This window comes from Dysgonomonas termitidis, from assembly GCF_054657735.1.
The window spans coordinates 3,727,219-3,745,036 of the sequence record NZ_BAAHYD010000002.1; the positions used below are offsets into that span (position 1 = coordinate 3,727,219).

A 17,818-nucleotide genomic window follows, 5' to 3' on the forward strand; every position below is an offset into this window, starting at 1 on the left:
GATTTAATTATTTAGTGTACAAAGAGAAAAAAGCCTAATACATCAGGAGAGAAAGAGTCATCTACTTTATATTTAACTTTCCCGAATAGATAAAGCGTGCCTTCATATAAAACTGCACATTCATCCTCTTTTCCGGAACCAGGCTCTACAATAGTATATCTTTGCACCTTATCCTTAGATTTGTAATAACCAACCATCTGATCTTCACCGTTAAAGTAATATGCTATATCACCTTTGCGGGATAAATGTCCTTTTTGTCCTTCCAACTCTCCGTTTGCAAGTAAAAAGAACTTATTGTTTTCAACCTTGTATGAAACCACCCCCGCCGGAACGGGTTCGTATAAATTATCTCCGATTTTACGGGCATATTCTTCGTTTGTATCTGCCCATCTTATACTTTGTGCTTTTATACTTCCGGCAAAACATACCAGAAGTATCATTATCATTATTGTGTTTATTCTTTTCATATCAATCTTATTTTCTATTGTCATAATCTATAATTAGTTTTATACATCAATGGCCAAGGTACTTTAAAAGAATCCTGCGAATCTCCCGACTCACAGGATTCACCTTAACACAAACTTTACAAAACTTCGATAACCCACTTTGGGCTACATCATTATTCGCTATTCGAATATTATATCCTGGTCTATGGACGTCTCCCAGTCTTTCACCGTCACCTTCACATCGAGATCGGTATCAGGTTCACCTCTGAATTTCAGCACTACCTGAACAATACGGTTAATCTTAGGTACAAAAGGTATTACGATAGGAGTTTTTCCATAATAACTGGCATTATTTAACGGCATACTTGCGCGCAAACGCAATTTGTGATGTGTAGTATCGCTATGTGTAGCATCGAATGCATCATCACCTCTGTGCGCCGGTACAATAAAATCGACAGTATCTGCTTTTAGCTCATTATTAAAATTAAAATATTCCCTTATTGGCTTATCTGACTTGTATGGAGCATCTCTGGTAGGAAGATACTTCCCGCTCCATGCCAAAGTTGTTGGCGCGTCAAGTAATTCTACAAAAGCAAAAGGATTCGTTCCTGCCACTATATTGCCAAAGCCTGTATATTCTTCTAATATAACCTGTATTTTAGCCACATTCCTGTTTAGGGAAGCATTCTTATAAGTTGTTACGCCTTGCTGGATTTCTGTATTGAAAATAGGTGCATAACTTAATTCGGCCGGGGTCTGAGAGAGAAACTGATTCGCAGGAGCTATCAATTTAGTCTCCCACATCGGAGAAGTATCGATATCGCCTCCGTACGGAAGATTTAATTGGCCTGAAATATCAGTATCGCAACTGAAGAGTACCAGATTCCATTCTCCAACCGGCATCGTAGTAGAAAGTTTATCCCCTGCTTTATTAACATTAAATTGTTCTTTGACAAATTTCCGGTCCTCATCAAACACATACAAATGCGAATTATTTATTAATTCAACAGGTAAGGATTTCGTTTGCATCGACAGATTAGATTCTCCGTCATCTTGCCTCTGATTCATTCGCATTACATCTTCACCTGTACAACCTTGTAGAAAAAGCATAAAAGCCAATACTATGAAGGTTAAGAAGAATAAAGTCATGCATGTTTTCAAAAAGAAAACAAAATGATGTGAAGATGCGTATATAATAGTTTTCATTCTCATAATCTTTCTTTTTTCTTACTGATAAGTATTTCCCACCCAAGGAAAGAGATTCTTACCTATTGTTTCATCTATCTCAATCGCCGTATCCGGGCTCTGTGCACTTTTTAAAAGGGCGGCGTTATTTCCATATACAGTCCCCAGACCCTTTATTGTAGCCTTGATGCCATACTGGTAATTACGTTTTATGTAATCATGTGTTGTTTTCCCCGGTGCCGGAGCATTCACTATTACCGGATAATAACACTTAACGGTTTTAATAACCCCTGCATCTTTTGTACTCTCAAAGTTGTACCTTACCCCTATTACAAAATAGGTGGGATAAAGAGTACTCTCATCGTTTTCGAAAACATAATACCATAAAGGGGTATCATTTGCTGTTACGTCAGATGTTATATCATATTTTTGTGTGAAGATTGGCTCTGTTAAATAGTTTGTCAATTGACTTGCCGGGTTAAGATTGCTTACTAATGCCGGACTGTTCAGGAACTGATATCCTGTATTACATCCATGCCCAAATTTTCCGGACAGCACGTTTCCGGATTCGGCAGGAAACCACGATGCTGTTTTTACGTTCATCATAAATACCGAATCGATATGATATGTATAATTACCCGTCGGATGACCCTGTTCAAATTCCATATTAGCATCCAAATCAAATGCAATCTTTTGAATCGCGACCCTTGCCACTAACCGCTCCAACAGGAACGGACTAGCACCGAACAATGCATGTCCGTGATCGGAAGCCACATCTCCTGGACGGCCGTTATTTGATGTATATCCCAGATAATGTTGTTCTTTAGTATTTACAAATTCCACATTTTCCTCGTAATGGCACATGGTTAAATTTGTTTTCAGATCTGACGGATTGATTCCTCCGATTGGAGGGTTATCATCAGGATCAGGAGCTACCGGACCCGGATGCGGGAACAAGCCCTGAGTAGACAAATTTTCATATTTTTGTAGAAACTGAGTAAGATTCTGAACAGATGCAAAGCATCCGTCCGGAGCGTTTGCGATAACATATATATCGCGCTTTCCGGCTGTAAGCCTGATTCCTTTTATTTCATCTATAGCTTTATACTCATTCCCGTTAATTATAGTGCGCGGAACAGAATCATGACCGTCAACTTTTCCCGCTTCATATTCTCCTGCCGATTTGAATATTAGGACATCGAGCCTGTAAATCTGGCTTTCGAAACCGGGATCATCAATATTCCCTACCGATTTTTCATTCATATCCACATCTGAATTCAGAGCCATGGAAAGAAAAATTTTCTTTTCAGTATCTGTATTTCCGCCCTCATCAATAAAGACGCTATCTCCAGAACAGGAACATACAAATCCCATTATCCCCAGAAGTATAACGGCCATATTTATATGTTCTTTTATTTTCTTTTTTTTCATTGCTTGTACCATTTATCCTTAAAATTGTATAGTCTTGTCCTCTATATCTTTATTGTTTGTGAGAATCAATAACATTATTATCTTAGGGATGTTATTGAAAGGTATAATGTACGTTACACCAGGCTATAGTTGCTTTTTTATCTTTCATATAGGACAAAGAATTTAAACCTGCATAGTTTAATGCACCAAAACAAGTTTCATCCGTATTCTTTACCCTGTGCTGTAAAAAAGTCAATTCATTCCCTATACAGGTAAGTCCTTGTTTTATCACCAGTTTACTCCTATTGCCATATGCAAAGTTATCCCAGCTATTATGCATGGTGTTGTATATTTGCAAAACCCCGTTTTCGAATCTGTAGGTATAAGTATATTTTTCGGGAAAGAAAGCCAATGTCGTTTCATCAATAAACGCCATCATTAATTCCTGACAAATATTTTCTTTTCGTACAATATATTGCTCCCAAATGGCCATCGGGTCAAATTCGGATGAATTTAACTCCACAGCTCCTTTGCGGGAACCGGTATATACCTTAAATTCTTTTATTGCAGAATGCCTAAAAGACAGAATAGAAGGGACGTTTAAATATTCCATATTTTCTCATTCTTTAATTTAGTAACTCAAAAACAGGGTCAGCAAATAAAACAAAACAGATGCTTTTAGTGCTTAATCGTTAATCACAAAGCTTGCTGATTTGCCTTCTGTCGAAATGGATATTTGTGGGCTATACTCCGGTGTTGTTACAGAATTAATTTCCATTGATAATTTTTTAGGTCCTGCCTTATCTTTGTCGTAGAGGACAATACCGTTCAGATTAACAGTACTGCGATTGCCGTCTCCCCAGATACGCAGGTCGTGCAGGTTGGTAAGGACAAAGTCTTTACCCTCTGTTGCCGTCGTTTCGGCTCCTATCGAACATGTCACATTAACATCTCCTCCTGTAGCATTGGTAAGTAACGCTCCGTCAGATGCTCTCAACAATGAGATACGATAAAAACCCGATACGATATTATTCATTCTTCCATGATCGCCCAAAGATGTAATTGCAATCATAGCCTGTTGGTCAATAATATTACCGGCACAACTCAGAAGTGAACTTTCAAAGTTGATATTCGCATCGTTTATAGCATGTATCTTATTGAAATCCACTACTACAGTTTTAGGTAATTCGTAACGTGTATCGTTAAGCGTCCTTACATTGAACTTACCTGTTTTTTGTCCTTTGGTTATTACAACACGGGGGATAATCCCCATATCAAAATCCAAAGCATCAGCCGTTCCTTTTCCATAAATACCATCTATAACAATGTCCGACCCGGTGGAATTCACCAGCATTTCGCCGTTCGTTTTAAATATCCCCAATTCGTAAGCCACATCTTTCTGATCCTCTACACCATCTTCTGTATTCACCAGTTTTACCAGTACTTCCTGATCTTCGATTGTACCTAAACCTACTGGTTTCACCAGATAACTGTGATTTACATTGGACAGATGCATTTCGAATATTTTGCGTCCCTCCATCAGGTTGTTGGCCTTGATAGGAACTTCGACATCCTGTTTTATCATATAGCGTGTAGCACCGTCATTGGATGGAACAAAAGACAGGCTTCCTTTTATAGGGGAATAGTTGTCAGCTTCCGTAGCTGTCCCTGCTTTAGTTCCGTACTCAACTGTCACCGGTACAGGGACACCTTGCTCTGTAGTTGAATATCCGGTAAGCGTAACCGTAAACAATGCTGTAGTGTAACCATTGACAGGCTTGTTTATTCTCACATCAGACACATATACTCCATGTCCCAGTTTCACTACACGATTGTTTTTTCCTTTGAATAATATATCACCGTTAGATGTAAAGTTGATTTCTTCAAAAATATTCCTTTCATTTTCGATAGCATAGCGATCGAAGAGCATCTCACCCATATTTGAGAGCATACAGATACGGCCTGTTGCTGTACTGGCAAGGAAAATACCATTCTGAGTCAATTGAGTCTTATCAAAATTACCGTCGGTAGATTTCTGATATATCTGACGGCCGTCCTTGGCCAGTCCTACAATTGTACCACGACCACGGTCAGCATCAAAGCCAACTACAACAGATTCTCCCGAAACTGGATTCATACCCATACCAGATATGCTTCCCCTTAGGATATACTTCAGTAAGTCGGTACCATCGTTACGTAAAAGCGAGTAATAGCATTTATCACCACCATTGCCACCAACCAGAATATTTCCATTATTTGCCAGATACAAATGTTCCAATGTAGAAAATTCAGACGCAGGCACAATCTCTTTGTTAAAGACAATATCACCTTCCGTTCTGATTTTAATGACACGGCCACCCGTAGAGACACTGCTTCCTATAAGGAAAATATGATCATCCGGCGCTGTTATCATTTTGTGTATATGAAAACCCTGATCGGGCAGATTAGTTGCAAAGAAGGGTTTTCCTTTACTATCTAACCGGACGACAGAAGCAGATGTACCATCTTCTCCGGTAAATGCCGCATGTATGTATTCCGTTGTGCTTCCTAATACATCGAAACCTACACAAGTCCCGCTTTCGCTGGAAAGATATTTATATATAACCTTCCCTGTAGCATCTACTTTCCCCAGCAATCCGGCCCTTACATCTCCAGTCTTGGGTTCATATCCACCGAGTACAAGGTTGCCGTCTTTCAATACTTTTCCGCAGAATAGTTCACTCCCGTCTTCTCCCAGATATACATCTGTCAGGATCTTCCCGGTATTGTCTACTATAATTGCACGGCCGCAGACCTTATTAGTCTTTGTTCTCAGAATCAGGTAATTCGACTGCCCCAGAATCAATATTTTATCTTTCTCTATATAAGAAACGTTATTCACTGATGTGAAACCCGATGGCAACGAATGAGAAAAGTATATGTCTCCATTGCGCTTTACCCATGTTATCGTTGTTTTTTCGCCAATAGAACCAACCAGTACAACCTGACCGTCTGAAGCCGGATATATATGCTGATATTGGATATCTTCGCCATCATATGTCCTGTCATAGACTACAGGCATATACTGAGCATTAGTTTTTTGTACTGAAAACCCAATCAATAGAGCACAAATCAGTAAACTTTCGAATATTTTTCTTCTGTACTTCATGTATATATTTGTTATGTTATTTAATTACTGCTTTTATATCTACCCGTCTGGCTTTGCGGTTCATCCATATCCGATGGTTCCAGATTGAAGTATTCTGTGTATCACTATAAAAAGGAACATCCAATGGCGACTCGTTATTGACAAATATCTTTCCTTTTCCTGTCACCCTTGCACGCGCTTTAATTCCCTGTTCGGATAACCATTGAGCGACAACCTCAGCCCTTCTTCTCGATAGATTGTAGTTGTAGGCATCTGTACCCATTTCATCTGCATATCCATCAATGATTAAAGATTCTATGTTATTGAGATCTGTCTCTGCAAGCCACGCTTTCAACTCCTGAATAGCAGAAGGAAGCAAAACTGATTTATCGAAGTCAAAATATATACTCAGTAAGGATTCCGATTCCAGGTTGAACTCAGGCACAGACTCCCTGCGAGGACTGTTATAATTGCCTTCGTTGTTCACTAAGACAATTGCTCCATTTGTTATTGCATCCGCTTCCGACATGCCGTATATAAGTTTTTCACCTTTGAAATTCTTATTACGTTCAAAATAATATATATCATCTTTATTGAAACGTTGCCTGTCTGACACCACATATCCTCTATCCTTATCTATCCTCAGCATACTGAAATCGTTAAGCACAGTATTTATAGGATAATCGAAATGAGTAAGACTTCCATTTATTATCTTACCATTTTCATAGCTGATACCATAGATATCATACCCCCCGAAACCAATATGTCCATTTGATGAGAATACCAGCATATCATTAAATACGGCCGGAGATATCTCATCACCTTCTGTATTGACCTGTGCTCCCAGATTAATGGGGTCGCCCCAGATCTGAAGTTTATCGTCCCAATGAACAATATATATGTCATAACCTCCATATCCCCCCTCCATATCGGATGAAAAGAGTACAGACCTATTTCTGTTAAAGATGAAAGGATGCGCATAAGAAGCTTCTTCCCGCTGAGGAAAAGCAGACTGGAATGCAGACCAGCCTTTGCGATTCTTATTGTATTCGGAATAACATAATTTTGTTTTATAGGCGTTCACCCCATCTGAAGACATTTCTACAGATTCTCCTTTATCGTATGCAACTTCCGTTACAATCATTTTCGACATATCGTCGGAGAACGATAAAGGTCCATTCTGTAAATCGACAGGAATCATATGTAATAATGATTTCGATCTGCCTTTTTTAGCCGAGTTGATCGAATATTCGGAATTTTCATCCAGCGAATAATATCTGGTTCTGTGATAAAACTTTTTGTTAGGATCATGAAACCGGCTATTGCTGCTAGCATAGAAATACTCATTCCTCATTTTCCCAACCCAGAATTCAGAATATTCAGTATTAAATTTATCAAGTTTTTGAATATTAAATTCAGGTGTTCCTACCGGCAAAAAACCATCCTCATAGTTTAGTGCATGCAATATATTCAGATAGCGCTGATCTCGCCTGTATACATCCCGATAGGCATACTCCCGGGCAACGATGATCGCCTTCGTTTTTTCACCGGAATATCTCAATGCATCCAAATAATTGCAGACGTCTACCGATGTTAATAAATTTTCGTTTGATGATATTGCAGCATCGTAATGAGGTATTGCCGCCACATAATCCAATAATGTAAGATATAATCTTGCCGTCTTCAGATGAAGAGTCGCTGTATAAACATCTGTTTTTACCTCTTTTATTGCCGACTCGTATAGTTTCATCGCTTTATCGAAATCTTGCTCTACAAACTTACGATCTGCCTTCACCTCTATTTTACGGGCTTTATTATCCAGCTTATCTTGTCGTACATCCTGTGAGTATGTATTAAAAGACAATGCTACCAGACAGCATAAGGATAAAAATCGCATTCTTATTTTTCTGTTTATCATTAGTTATATATTATCTGAATATATTATACACTAAGTGAACTCCAAATTTGGTCGGTCCCCAATAACTTTTCGTTTTTTTTCTTTCTAAAGGAAACTCAGCGAATTCTCCTCCCAATTCAAATTTGTCATATTGAAGATGGGCATATCCTACCCCGGCATTGATGTCCAATCTAAATCTGCTGGATAAATAGAACTTATAGCCGATAGTAGCACCGGTGGAAAGCCCCCACCCTTTTCTACGGTAACTGGTTTTAGTATCGTCGCTGTTTTTAAGACCAATATTAAAATTTCCGGCCATAGCATAAGGACCGATATATAAGCCATCCCAAAGATCGTTAGTATAGTAATATTTAGGGTTTACATAATATCGCAAATCGATGTTCCCTATCAGTGTTCTGAATACCTCCTCTTTCTTTTTGAACAGATAAGGCGCCCAAAGAATATCGCCGTTGACTGTAAACTGTTTACTGATCGACCATTCAATGCCTATATTAGGATTTCCTGTCGCAATCAGAGGAATGTTTGTTTTTATAGCCTGCGCGTCGGCTTTAGGACAACAGACTATGAATAAAAGTAAGCTACTGAATATATACCGTAAAGGACGTTTCATTTATTCTATCGTGTTAATTTATTAGTTATTCGTTTCTATCATATCTCTGTTCCTCCACCTCCGGGAGTGTTATTACCTCCTGATTCGATACCAGAATTCCAGTCAGACGGATCTTCTAAATGAAGTATCTGTATATTATTTCCGTCCACTGTTACGAGAAGAGTCTCTCCCGTATGGAGAATGATTGCTTCTCCGGTAAGTCTGTCTATCAGGTCTATAGCAAGTGTGCTTATTATATTGTTATTTCCGCTCAGAAAGTTCAACTGGAGGCTTATCGGTTCTGTTATACCATCCACTGCACTCAGAGAAGGGAAATAGTAATTATCAAATCCAAAATCAAAATCCGGATATGGATCTTGGGACAATTGTGATGTAAGTAAAATTTTATCGTCGATACTATAGCGTGAAGATCGTGTTTCAAGGGGATCGGTTATTTCTATTTGAGATAAGTATTGTGTAACTCCTACTCCCTTCGCCAATATTTCAACGTTCTTTATATTGTCAAATGTGAGAGAAGGACTCAGGTTGGTCATATTTTTGAAAGCAATACATATACGTCCTACATATACTTCTTCGAACCATACAGTATCTGTCACTATCGGTCCGGGAAAATGTATAAACGGTCTCTTACTTTCCAACAAAATTGCAGGCGGTTCTTCATAATATCCACTTTCATTTTGTTTCAATTCAAACCTGGCCGTGCTAAATGTTTCAATTTCCGGGAAATTGATCCCTGCTATATTCGTGAAGCAGTATGCAGAATGTTCACCAGGAAAAAGTTTGAAATTAAAATTCCCCAGTTTTGTCCGGGCATTATCCTCAAAAGGATAGGATGAATAACGCTCCTTTTCCAGATTGTTATTATATATAAGGATACTGATATTGTCTATTTTATAAGTATCGGTCCTCATATTTATGTCAACTTTTGGGACATATATCACATAGTTTGACTCATCTTCGAAATAATCGTATGTGCAAGATGATGCAAAACATATGCATACCGATAATATTATAAAATAAAGAAGACCGCTATATATTCTATTTGTCATTTGTTCTTTTGCTTTGTGAAGAGAAAGCTTCTGTTTAGGTAACCCCCTTCCTATGCAACGACCCGGATTCGATTCCGGATCATTGCATCTAAAGGAGAAGATCAAGTAATAGATTGATGTGTCTGATGATGTATTTAATTAAACTTCCTGATCTGTTCTTTGTATGTTATCATTCCAGTCCTGAGGTGGTTCAACTGTAATTATTAAATCACCTTCTTCTTCTGGTCCCGGAGGATTTACAATCGAGCCACGAGATCTTATCGTTAGATTTACTTCACGAATTACATTCGGAGTGAACCCTCCCTTGATATTTCCAGACCAGTATAGAGGAGTTGGGGTTGTTAACACCGTTCCATCATCAAGCTTATATCCTGCTGGAGCCAAAGCACTGATTACTACAAAGTATTTCCTGCTATCGTCTGCATCAGCGCTAATATCCATGCTGGCGGTTGTCAGAACGTTAGGCAATACAATTATATCCTGCCACAGAGTGAAGTCTGCATCTATGATTTCAGGGTTTTTATATTTATCTGCACCTGGATCAGCAGTATTGAATGTTGTATTACCGGTAGCACCTATCATTATCCGATTCTCGTTTGAATTCTGATTTAAAATACCACCCAAAAACACAGGAGTTGTATGCGGTGTTTTGACCCCGAAACCGGCAGGCAACCTATGAATCACAATCAAGTTTGAAGCATCGGCGAAGCTTACTTCTCGGCCTGTTTCATTAAGGAATTCAGCTTTTTTATTGATTCTCACACGCATAAGGGAAACATCGCGTTTAAGCCTTAAAGTACCTAAATTAGCTGGTGTTCCTTCCACTATATGTACATCTTCCGCATATGCGGTAAATACTTCCGGTGCAGGAGCATAAGCTTTTTTCCCTGTTTCAAAAATATGTCCCGTAGGAAAAGTAATTTCTCTAAGGTCCATAAATATCTGGGAATTCAGATTTCTCCCCCTGACATTAAAATCAGTAATTGCCTCGCTGGTTGCACCTCCGGCGACATAAGTGGTAATATTATTCTTTGCGGTATTTTTCATATTCGCAACCAAAGCCAGGTCATAATCCCCTACAGGAATATTAGACCACGGAAAAGAAGTATTGCCCGCAGAAGGCTGAACTTCATAAGAGAAAACTACTTTGCCCGTACCCTGCTCATATAAAAACATTTGTACTCGTTCAATATTCGCCCAACCTGTAATTGGTATAGCCCTTGATAAAGCAGCAGCTTTAATACCCGAACCTGCTTCTTCAAACGCAAGATCGAATGATAATGAACCTGTCTTGTTTTCGCCTCCATCAGGCTTCTGCGCGTCATCGTTACTACATGCAGAAAACAATAGTGTAGCTGTAATTAAAGTAATAAAAACTTTCTTCATTTGTTAAATAATTAAATTATACTCTGTTATTAATCATAAAATACCGTTAACATTGGCCTCGTAATATTTTACTTTAATAACTGTCTGGCTTCGCTTTTCATAAAAAAGACATAGCTTCAACATTTGATTTTAAATGATTAATTTTTTTTGTAGTTTGTCACAATTAAAAACTAAAAATTTACCTTTGTATCACAAAACAGTGATAGATGAACACTAACTGGAAAAAACCTCTGCAAACTTAGGCTAATAAACGCTTTATACACTTATTAATATTTACCCCTTATTACATAATTCTGACATATATTTTAGTTGATCCGATATAAAACAGTATATATTACCTTCCATCAGAAGTATTAAACGGAATTACAATCAGTCTCATAAATAGTAGCAATACAGCTAAAAAAAATGGCGCAACCGAAAAAGATCAGTTGCGCCAGTATTATTTTTTAACGCTTGCAGTTGATTCTGATTTATTTTTGTCAGAATGCTTTATTCTTTCTTATGTAACTAGGAGGATATCCAAAATTAGATTTACAGAAATCATTGAATTGCGACAAGGAGCTAAAATCATGTTCATCGCAAATCTCCTTTAATGTTTTATCCGTACAATTAATTTCATGAAGTATCCGGCTTGCCTTCTGTTGCTTGATCCATTGATAAGCCGGGACACCAAATGTTTTTTTAAAACGCTTTATAAAACCGGAATGACTATAATTAGACAATGACGCTAATTCCTGTACTGTTTTTACCTTACTGTAATTATTATATACAAACTCGGAGAAGCTTGTATCGTTACTCAATAACGGGTAAAAAAACCGGGCCAGCTCTTCCTTTGTATAATAAGATCTTATAAGAAAGAAGAATTCTTTCATTTTCAGTTCAAAATAATAACGGCAACGCAATCCATCTGCCAAACAAGCTTTCAGACCTATAAGGTAATAAGCGATTTCTTCTTTTATATCCAATAGATTAAAGGTCTGATCCGGTTCTTTAAACTTATGAAACAACTGTTCCAAACCTACACGATCACATAATTCAATCTTATCCCGGAGTCTAAAAATAAGGATGGAGGCATCTTCTTCTGCCCTTGCAATATATTTGCTGCTGGACGGAAGTAAGAGCATCTTCCCTTCCTTTACTCTTTTATCGATATGCCTCTCATACGATATACGAAATTCGCCTTTCATAACTAACATGATTTTAGATTCGGAGAGAGTTTTCTCCTTAATTTTCCCTTTCACGAATTCAGTAATTTCAATAATTGGTTTTTTATTTGAGTTAGTGTTAACATCCTCATAATTGACACATGTTTTATGCTCATGGAAGTCCGTAATGATACCCATAATCAATATATATGTTATTTTGACGTGTTAACAAATCCCAAGCGGAAGTACATATATGAGATAAAGAAACCATCTAAGAGATAGTAAATCATATCACTCACTTATACACTTCGTTTCAGGTAAATTATTTTATTCTCGGCTTATTCAGTTAAGATCTCTCTGTTTTATAAATACAATAGTTTTTGACATTTGCGAAATATTATCCCCTCTTTATTTATAGAAGAAGCCTGCTCCTATTTTTTATATTAGTGTACGCAAATATATTAATTTTTTTAATATAAACCGGGTACATTTTTTCATTCATAAAAAAATATCAACTGTATAGTTAGTGATGAATTTGCCTCATACCGGTAGTGTCTATAATTTTTATTTATTTGAGATACAGTTCAGAAATGACTATTAGTAAGCCATACAATCATTCTGTAATATTTAAACATCTATTGAATCTGATTACAAATGACATACAATTCAATAAAGTAACAAATTGAAACAAAAATGTATTTTTTAAAATTTTAAACTCCATTAAATAATATTAATATAAATATCAAAAAGGTAATTTCTATGTAATTCTAGGTAAGTTTAAATAACAAGACAGATAAAAAGTCCAATTACTTTTGTAACTGTAGAACGACGGTAAATCATTACAGTGCTCTTACTTCCTTATTTGTTAATATAGTTTGGCCTGTAATTGTAAAGAAAAATAATTATGATTTCACAGATTATTCAAAAAGATAAGTTTATAAAAAAAGGAGAATATCTGCAAATTGATATGCAAATTAAAATGCCTCCTTTTTCTATAAAAGAAAATGGATATATGACACTTACCCCCCTACTGACAGGAGGTAAGAATAAAAGAGAACTTCCTTACTTTTTGATTAATGGTAAAAGCCGGCATAAAGGTTATAAACAAATGGTACGTTCGGTAGGCAAAAAAAATGTAAACTCAGTATATAATATATATAAGGCGATCGATGGGAGTAAATCATTCAGTTGTACATATTCTGTACAGATCAATTATGAAAACTGGATGGATAATACCCAAATAAAGCTAGTATTGGAATAACGGATTTTCAGGTTAGAATTCAACAATCATAACAGCATAGAGCCCAGAATGCTTTTATAATTACCAATGAAAAGGATCAATTGCATGCAGATTAAATATGTTGCAATATATTCCTGATTAATAATTTCTTTCACAAAAAGTATAATCTACATAGAATTATTCTATGATTAGAATAGATTCCGTGTAATTAAAAATATTCTGATAACACAATTAATTTATTATTCATTAAAAACAATTGAAAATGAAATTTAAGTATGTAATGATTACAGCTGCTACTCTTCTTTTCAGCTTTGCGAGCTGTGGTAGTGATGAGACTGTCCCGGAAGATACCGGGGAACCGAAAAATGTAACAGTTAAAATCGTGAAGCCAACAACATATGCCGAAGAAGAAACCGCCGTAGGTGAGACCCCGGTGATCTATGACGCTGAAGTATTCTTCATCGGAGGTGGTAATATATTGAAAAGGGGTTCTATGAGCGATAGCGAAGCCGGATTCCCGGTTAAGCAATTTCAGGATGTCCCTGCGGCTGCTGACGAAATTATCATAGTTGGTAATACAGGGGCTTTAGGATCTCCGTTATTACCGGCTGCGTCCATAACAACCAAAGCCGAATTGGAAGCTGTAATGTTTGAACACAGCGCACAAACACATGCGGAAACAGATGTTAACTTGTTAGGTTCGGGTACTATTACAGGTACAGGAGATGCATCTGTAAACGTTCCGGTACGGGCAGCAGTATCCCGCATCGAAATTAGCGAAATAAAAGCCAAAACGACCGGAGCAGTATTACCTTTGGTAGATTTTAAACTAACTGGTATTTATATAAATAATACTTACACAAAAGTTAGTTTAAGCTATGCCGACATACCTACGCTGGCAACAGATATCTTACAATATGGAGCAAATGATATAGCATTCACAGACGGATCATATCCGGTACGTTTCAAAGATGAATGGACAAATGCAAGTGTTACTGCCGACGATTCTTTCAAACCAGCTAATGCACTCGCGAAATGGGCATACTTTATCATGCCTCCTGTTGCAGGCAAGGGTACAACTATCGATAGTGAAGTTCACACCTCTGTTCCCCATATTATTGTAAAACTGGAAGATGTAACTACTGGAAGTGGTAGTGGTAATCTTGGTTTTTCGCCGGCATATCTGACAATAACAAAATTGATAGACAGCAGTACAAGTTCTGAATTGACTCATCTTGAAGCCGGAAAAGTGTACAAAATCACATCTCTCGACATAGATGGTAAAGATTTAAATCCGAAACCGGAGACCGGAGCAAGAAATGTTGAAGTAACTGTTCAGGTACAAGCATGGGAAGGTGTAGACGTTGATCCGGCTCTATAATTTACCAATAGGCGCACTAGACTTAATTATAAATCTATGCAGGCAGGCTTTTCTGCCCGCTTGCATGGATTTTTTGAAACGAGGAAATTTAAAAAGAAAATAAATGAAACTGTTGAAAGCTCTGCCTGTACTTATCCTATTGACATTCTTCTCCGGATGTATAGGCGACAACATGGACGACTGTCCTCCTCTTAATAATGTGATTTTGCATTTCAATTATTCCAGTTTTCCGGATCATATCAACCGGGTGAATGTCGGTATTTTTGATAAAGACGGTGTACATGTTCTCAATCAACAAGTTGACAAAGATGATCTTAATACATTCCAAGGAACTTATTTAACACTTAATACAGGAGAATATACTGCTATTTGTTGGGGAAATGCTTTCGATGATACCCGCATTACCTGCTTCGACCCCAATTCATCTATGCATGACGGGGAAGTTTCACATCCCAATTATGGAACATCCCTGCAAATTCCAACACATGATTCTCTATATTACGGGAAACACAATTTCACGGTTAAATCCAGAAATAAAGTTGAACATACTGTTCATTTCAAACCTTCACATATCAAGATACATGTATATGTGAAAGGCCTGGCTTCATTAGCTACAAATCTCCTGCCTTCAAATTATCCGGTAATAAGAATAAACAATCTCAATCCGGCCTGCAACTTCGAAATGCAAACAACAGGAATGAGCACGACTTACCACCCTACCGTAAAGATAGATAATACAGAAAAAACGGCCGTTGCTCGATGCAACACCTTACGATTTGAAAATGACAACCCTATAACGATAGAGCTTTTGGATAATGCTATAGGGAACAATATATTATGCACAGTAGGACTTCGTAAATTCATGGAAGATAACTCCATCACGGTTCAAGAAGGAGAAGAACTGACTATTCCAATACTGATTCAGTTTAAAAACGGAAATATAACGATAGAGCTTCTCAAATGGGAAGAGGTACCCGTTGAACCAGCAATTTAACATAACAGGTTAATGATGAAAAAAGTATTATTCTATATCATATTGATTCTCTTTACTCTGGGATTTTCCTGTCAGGATTATGATAAACCAAATAACATAATTAATGAAGGAAAAATGAAGAGCGTCACACTTTCATTGAAACTCCCCGGAGATATGCGGAAAGACGCATCATCCGCCACCAAATCGATGACGGAAGGAGAGGAACAGCATGTAAGAACAATTGAGGTACTTGCATTCATGGACGATGGCAGTGGAAATTATCTGTATGCATATAGGTCGAAAGGTGAAAATATATCTCTGCAAGATGGTGAAGGCACATTCAGAGTAACTCTTGCGGAATATTACAGACCTCAGGTCTTGATCATATTAGCAAACGCCTCTGTTGAATTAGATGCTGTTAATATTGCATTAAACGATAACATAAATTCTGTCATACCTCTTCTTACAGCCTCCAGCAGCACCGAATGGGATGCCAACAATAACAATTCAGGTATCCTACGCGATATTCCAATGTATTATAAGACAGCTCCTACCATAATCAGTAATACAACCTCTGCTTTGGGCACATTCGACCTAACACGGATGTTAGCCAGGCTGGACGTAAGGGCAAAGGCCGGTATCGCCGGCTTCCAATTGGTAAACGCGTGCATATTCAATCGAAAAGACAAAGGATATATCGCTTATAAAGATCATTACTGGGATGGGGCAAAAGTAATAAAGGCCGATGTGCCTGAAGATGCTGCAACAACAAAACTGAACAGCATCTTATACGAAGCAGATGCTTTTCATCAAATTATACAAAGTATATATACCTTCGAGACTAAAGGCGCAGAAAACAGAAGTGAAGCGACAGCTATTGTTGTCGGCGGTTATTATGGCTATCCTGCCAATTCATCCAAAGTAACATATTATCGTATAGATATTCCAACAACACTTAACGGAGATTTCAGCGGGGATATTCTCCGGAACCATCTTTATGACATAGAGATACAATCTGTAGATGACGAAGGAGCTGAAACCCCCGAGAATGCTTTTGATGGAGAAATAAAAATAACAGCGACGGTCACTCCCTGGAACCTGGCCAGGCAAAATGTAATATTCGAAGGCCAGTACAACCTGAAACTGGACAAAGCCTCTATTGATTTCAAAAACCATATTGAAGACCAGGAGATAGAAATAAGCACAACCCATCCGTCCGGAATCAGTATAAGCCCTATTACATACACTGACGAAAATGTGACCGGATGGCTTCAAATAACGCAGATAAGCACAAAAAAATGGAAAATATCCACTAATGGCGACAACTATCAGGCAAAAAGGCTGGCCCGGCTAACTGTAATCGCCGGTAATATGAATTATGTGGTAAAACTGGCTCAAAAAGGTTGTGGCAATAATGGAACGGCAGAATTGATGGAAATAACTGAAAATAGTGCCTACTATACTCATTTATACAATGGAAAATGCTGGATGGTTGAGAATTCAAGAGAAGAAAAACTTACCGGCAGTGGCGAACCGGGCTATGCTTCAAATAAATACGGAAGTATAGGGATAATCGTCGATCCTGTTTCCGAAATAAATAATTATCAACATTACTATACATGGGATCAGGCAATGCTTATCGACAATGCATGCCCCCAAGGATGGCATTTACCCACCCAGGCAGAATTCGACGCGCTTATCAGCGAAATTACATCACAGCCTTCTTTGGGTCAATTCTGGATCGGTCCAAATTACAACAACAGTATGTCCGGTTATTATTTAAATGCCAATAATGAATGGCATGATTGGGATATTAAAGGGCATTGGTGGAGCTCTTCAAATGACAATAACTCATATTATTATACAGGAAGTATCAACAATATGACTGGTCCGGCACTAACTGATGGAAGCAACTGGCTTTCGGTACGCTGTGTAAAAGACTAATATT

Annotated in this window: 14 protein-coding genes; 4 read left to right on the forward strand and 10 right to left on the reverse strand. The window is 37.7% G+C overall.

The window, feature by feature from the left end; translation table 11 throughout:
• Positions 1–11: 11 nt before the first annotated feature.
• The 10 genes from ACYQ3L_RS19635 to ACYQ3L_RS19680 all read right to left on the reverse strand — a co-directional run bounded on the left by ACYQ3L_RS19635 (position 12) and on the right by ACYQ3L_RS19680 (position 12,318).
• Positions 12–467 carry a hypothetical protein gene (locus ACYQ3L_RS19635; RefSeq protein WP_379995369.1) on the reverse strand — a complete coding sequence of 152 codons (456 nt, stop codon included), beginning with the start codon at positions 465–467 and terminating at the stop codon, positions 12–14.
• A 159-nt stretch (positions 468–626) separates the two neighbouring features.
• Positions 627–1,652, reverse strand: coding sequence for a FimB/Mfa2 family fimbrial subunit (locus ACYQ3L_RS19640; RefSeq protein ID WP_379995367.1), 1,026 nt, complete (start codon positions 1,650–1,652; stop codon positions 627–629).
• 21 nt (positions 1,653–1,673) lie between these two features.
• Positions 1,674–3,062: a fimbrial protein gene (locus ACYQ3L_RS19645; protein ID WP_379995365.1), complete on the reverse strand. Its 1,389-nt coding sequence runs from the start codon at positions 3,060–3,062 to the stop codon at positions 1,674–1,676.
• Between the two features lie 91 nt (positions 3,063–3,153).
• A complete protein-coding gene (locus ACYQ3L_RS19650; protein ID WP_379995363.1) occupies positions 3,154–3,654 on the reverse strand; it encodes a hypothetical protein in 501 nt (166 codons plus the stop codon).
• A 72-nt stretch (positions 3,655–3,726) separates the two neighbouring features.
• Entirely contained in the window at positions 3,727–6,189 is a 2,463-nt protein-coding gene (locus ACYQ3L_RS19655; protein ID WP_379995361.1) for a Calx-beta domain-containing protein, read from the reverse strand.
• A 16-nt stretch (positions 6,190–6,205) separates the two neighbouring features.
• Entirely contained in the window at positions 6,206–8,086 is a 1,881-nt protein-coding gene (locus ACYQ3L_RS19660) for an OmpA family protein (RefSeq protein WP_459952454.1), read from the reverse strand.
• 10 nt (positions 8,087–8,096) lie between these two features.
• Complete coding sequence (locus ACYQ3L_RS19665) at positions 8,097–8,696, reverse strand: DUF3575 domain-containing protein (RefSeq protein ID WP_379995355.1); 600 nt, start codon at positions 8,694–8,696, stop codon at positions 8,097–8,099.
• A gap of 38 nt (positions 8,697–8,734) precedes the next feature.
• Positions 8,735–9,607 carry a hypothetical protein gene (locus ACYQ3L_RS19670; protein ID WP_379995353.1) on the reverse strand — a complete coding sequence of 291 codons (873 nt, stop codon included), beginning with the start codon at positions 9,605–9,607 and terminating at the stop codon, positions 8,735–8,737.
• A gap of 276 nt (positions 9,608–9,883) precedes the next feature.
• Positions 9,884–11,131 (reverse strand): FimB/Mfa2 family fimbrial subunit, encoded by a 1,248-nt coding sequence (locus ACYQ3L_RS19675; protein ID WP_379995350.1) that lies wholly within the window; start codon positions 11,129–11,131, stop codon positions 9,884–9,886.
• Positions 11,132–11,610: 479 nt separating this feature from the next.
• Positions 11,611–12,318 carry a helix-turn-helix domain-containing protein gene (locus ACYQ3L_RS19680; RefSeq protein ID WP_379995347.1) on the reverse strand — a complete coding sequence of 236 codons (708 nt, stop codon included), beginning with the start codon at positions 12,316–12,318 and terminating at the stop codon, positions 11,611–11,613.
• 862 nt (positions 12,319–13,180) lie between these two features.
• Here ACYQ3L_RS19680 and ACYQ3L_RS19685 point away from each other — a divergent pair.
• From ACYQ3L_RS19685 to ACYQ3L_RS19700, 4 genes are all read left to right on the forward strand, one after another.
• A complete protein-coding gene (locus ACYQ3L_RS19685) occupies positions 13,181–13,537 on the forward strand; it encodes a DUF3868 domain-containing protein (RefSeq protein ID WP_379995344.1) in 357 nt (118 codons plus the stop codon).
• 241 nt (positions 13,538–13,778) lie between these two features.
• Positions 13,779–14,897, forward strand: coding sequence for a hypothetical protein (locus tag ACYQ3L_RS19690; protein ID WP_379995342.1), 1,119 nt, complete (start codon positions 13,779–13,781; stop codon positions 14,895–14,897).
• Between the two features lie 103 nt (positions 14,898–15,000).
• Positions 15,001–15,891, forward strand: coding sequence for a FimB/Mfa2 family fimbrial subunit (locus tag ACYQ3L_RS19695; RefSeq protein WP_379995340.1), 891 nt, complete (start codon positions 15,001–15,003; stop codon positions 15,889–15,891).
• 12 nt (positions 15,892–15,903) lie between these two features.
• A complete protein-coding gene (locus tag ACYQ3L_RS19700; protein ID WP_379995338.1) occupies positions 15,904–17,814 on the forward strand; it encodes an FISUMP domain-containing protein in 1,911 nt (636 codons plus the stop codon).
• Positions 17,815–17,818 lie beyond the last annotated feature (4 nt).

Bases quoted from the DNA above. Each gene is read 5' to 3' on its own strand.
- ACYQ3L_RS19640 (WP_379995367.1), bottom strand. From the start codon at position 1,652: ATGAAAACTATTATATACGCATCTTCACATCATTTTGTTTTCTTTTTG.
- ACYQ3L_RS19695 (WP_379995340.1), top strand. From the start codon at position 15,001: ATGAAACTGTTGAAAGCTCTGCCTGTACTTATCCTATTGACATTCTTC.
- ACYQ3L_RS19690 (WP_379995342.1), top strand. From the start codon at position 13,779: ATGAAATTTAAGTATGTAATGATTACAGCTGCTACTCTTCTTTTCAGC.
- ACYQ3L_RS19680 (WP_379995347.1), bottom strand. From the start codon at position 12,318: ATGAAAGGCGAATTTCGTATATCGTATGAGAGGCATATCGATAAAAGA.
- ACYQ3L_RS19645 (WP_379995365.1), bottom strand. From the start codon at position 3,062: ATGAAAAAAAAGAAAATAAAAGAACATATAAATATGGCCGTTATACTT.
- ACYQ3L_RS19675 (WP_379995350.1), bottom strand. From the start codon at position 11,131: ATGAAGAAAGTTTTTATTACTTTAATTACAGCTACACTATTGTTTTCT.
- ACYQ3L_RS19660 (WP_459952454.1), bottom strand. From the start codon at position 8,086: ATGATAAACAGAAAAATAAGAATGCGATTTTTATCCTTATGCTGTCTG.
- ACYQ3L_RS19670 (WP_379995353.1), bottom strand. From the start codon at position 9,607: ATGAGGACCGATACTTATAAAATAGACAATATCAGTATCCTTATATAT.
- ACYQ3L_RS19700 (WP_379995338.1), top strand. From the start codon at position 15,904: ATGATGAAAAAAGTATTATTCTATATCATATTGATTCTCTTTACTCTG.
- ACYQ3L_RS19650 (WP_379995363.1), bottom strand. From the start codon at position 3,654: ATGGAATATTTAAACGTCCCTTCTATTCTGTCTTTTAGGCATTCTGCA.
- ACYQ3L_RS19655 (WP_379995361.1), bottom strand. From the start codon at position 6,189: ATGAAGTACAGAAGAAAAATATTCGAAAGTTTACTGATTTGTGCTCTA.
- ACYQ3L_RS19685 (WP_379995344.1), top strand. From the start codon at position 13,181: ATGATTTCACAGATTATTCAAAAAGATAAGTTTATAAAAAAAGGAGAA.
- ACYQ3L_RS19635 (WP_379995369.1), bottom strand. From the start codon at position 467: ATGAAAAGAATAAACACAATAATGATAATGATACTTCTGGTATGTTTT.
- ACYQ3L_RS19665 (WP_379995355.1), bottom strand. From the start codon at position 8,696: ATGAAACGTCCTTTACGGTATATATTCAGTAGCTTACTTTTATTCATA.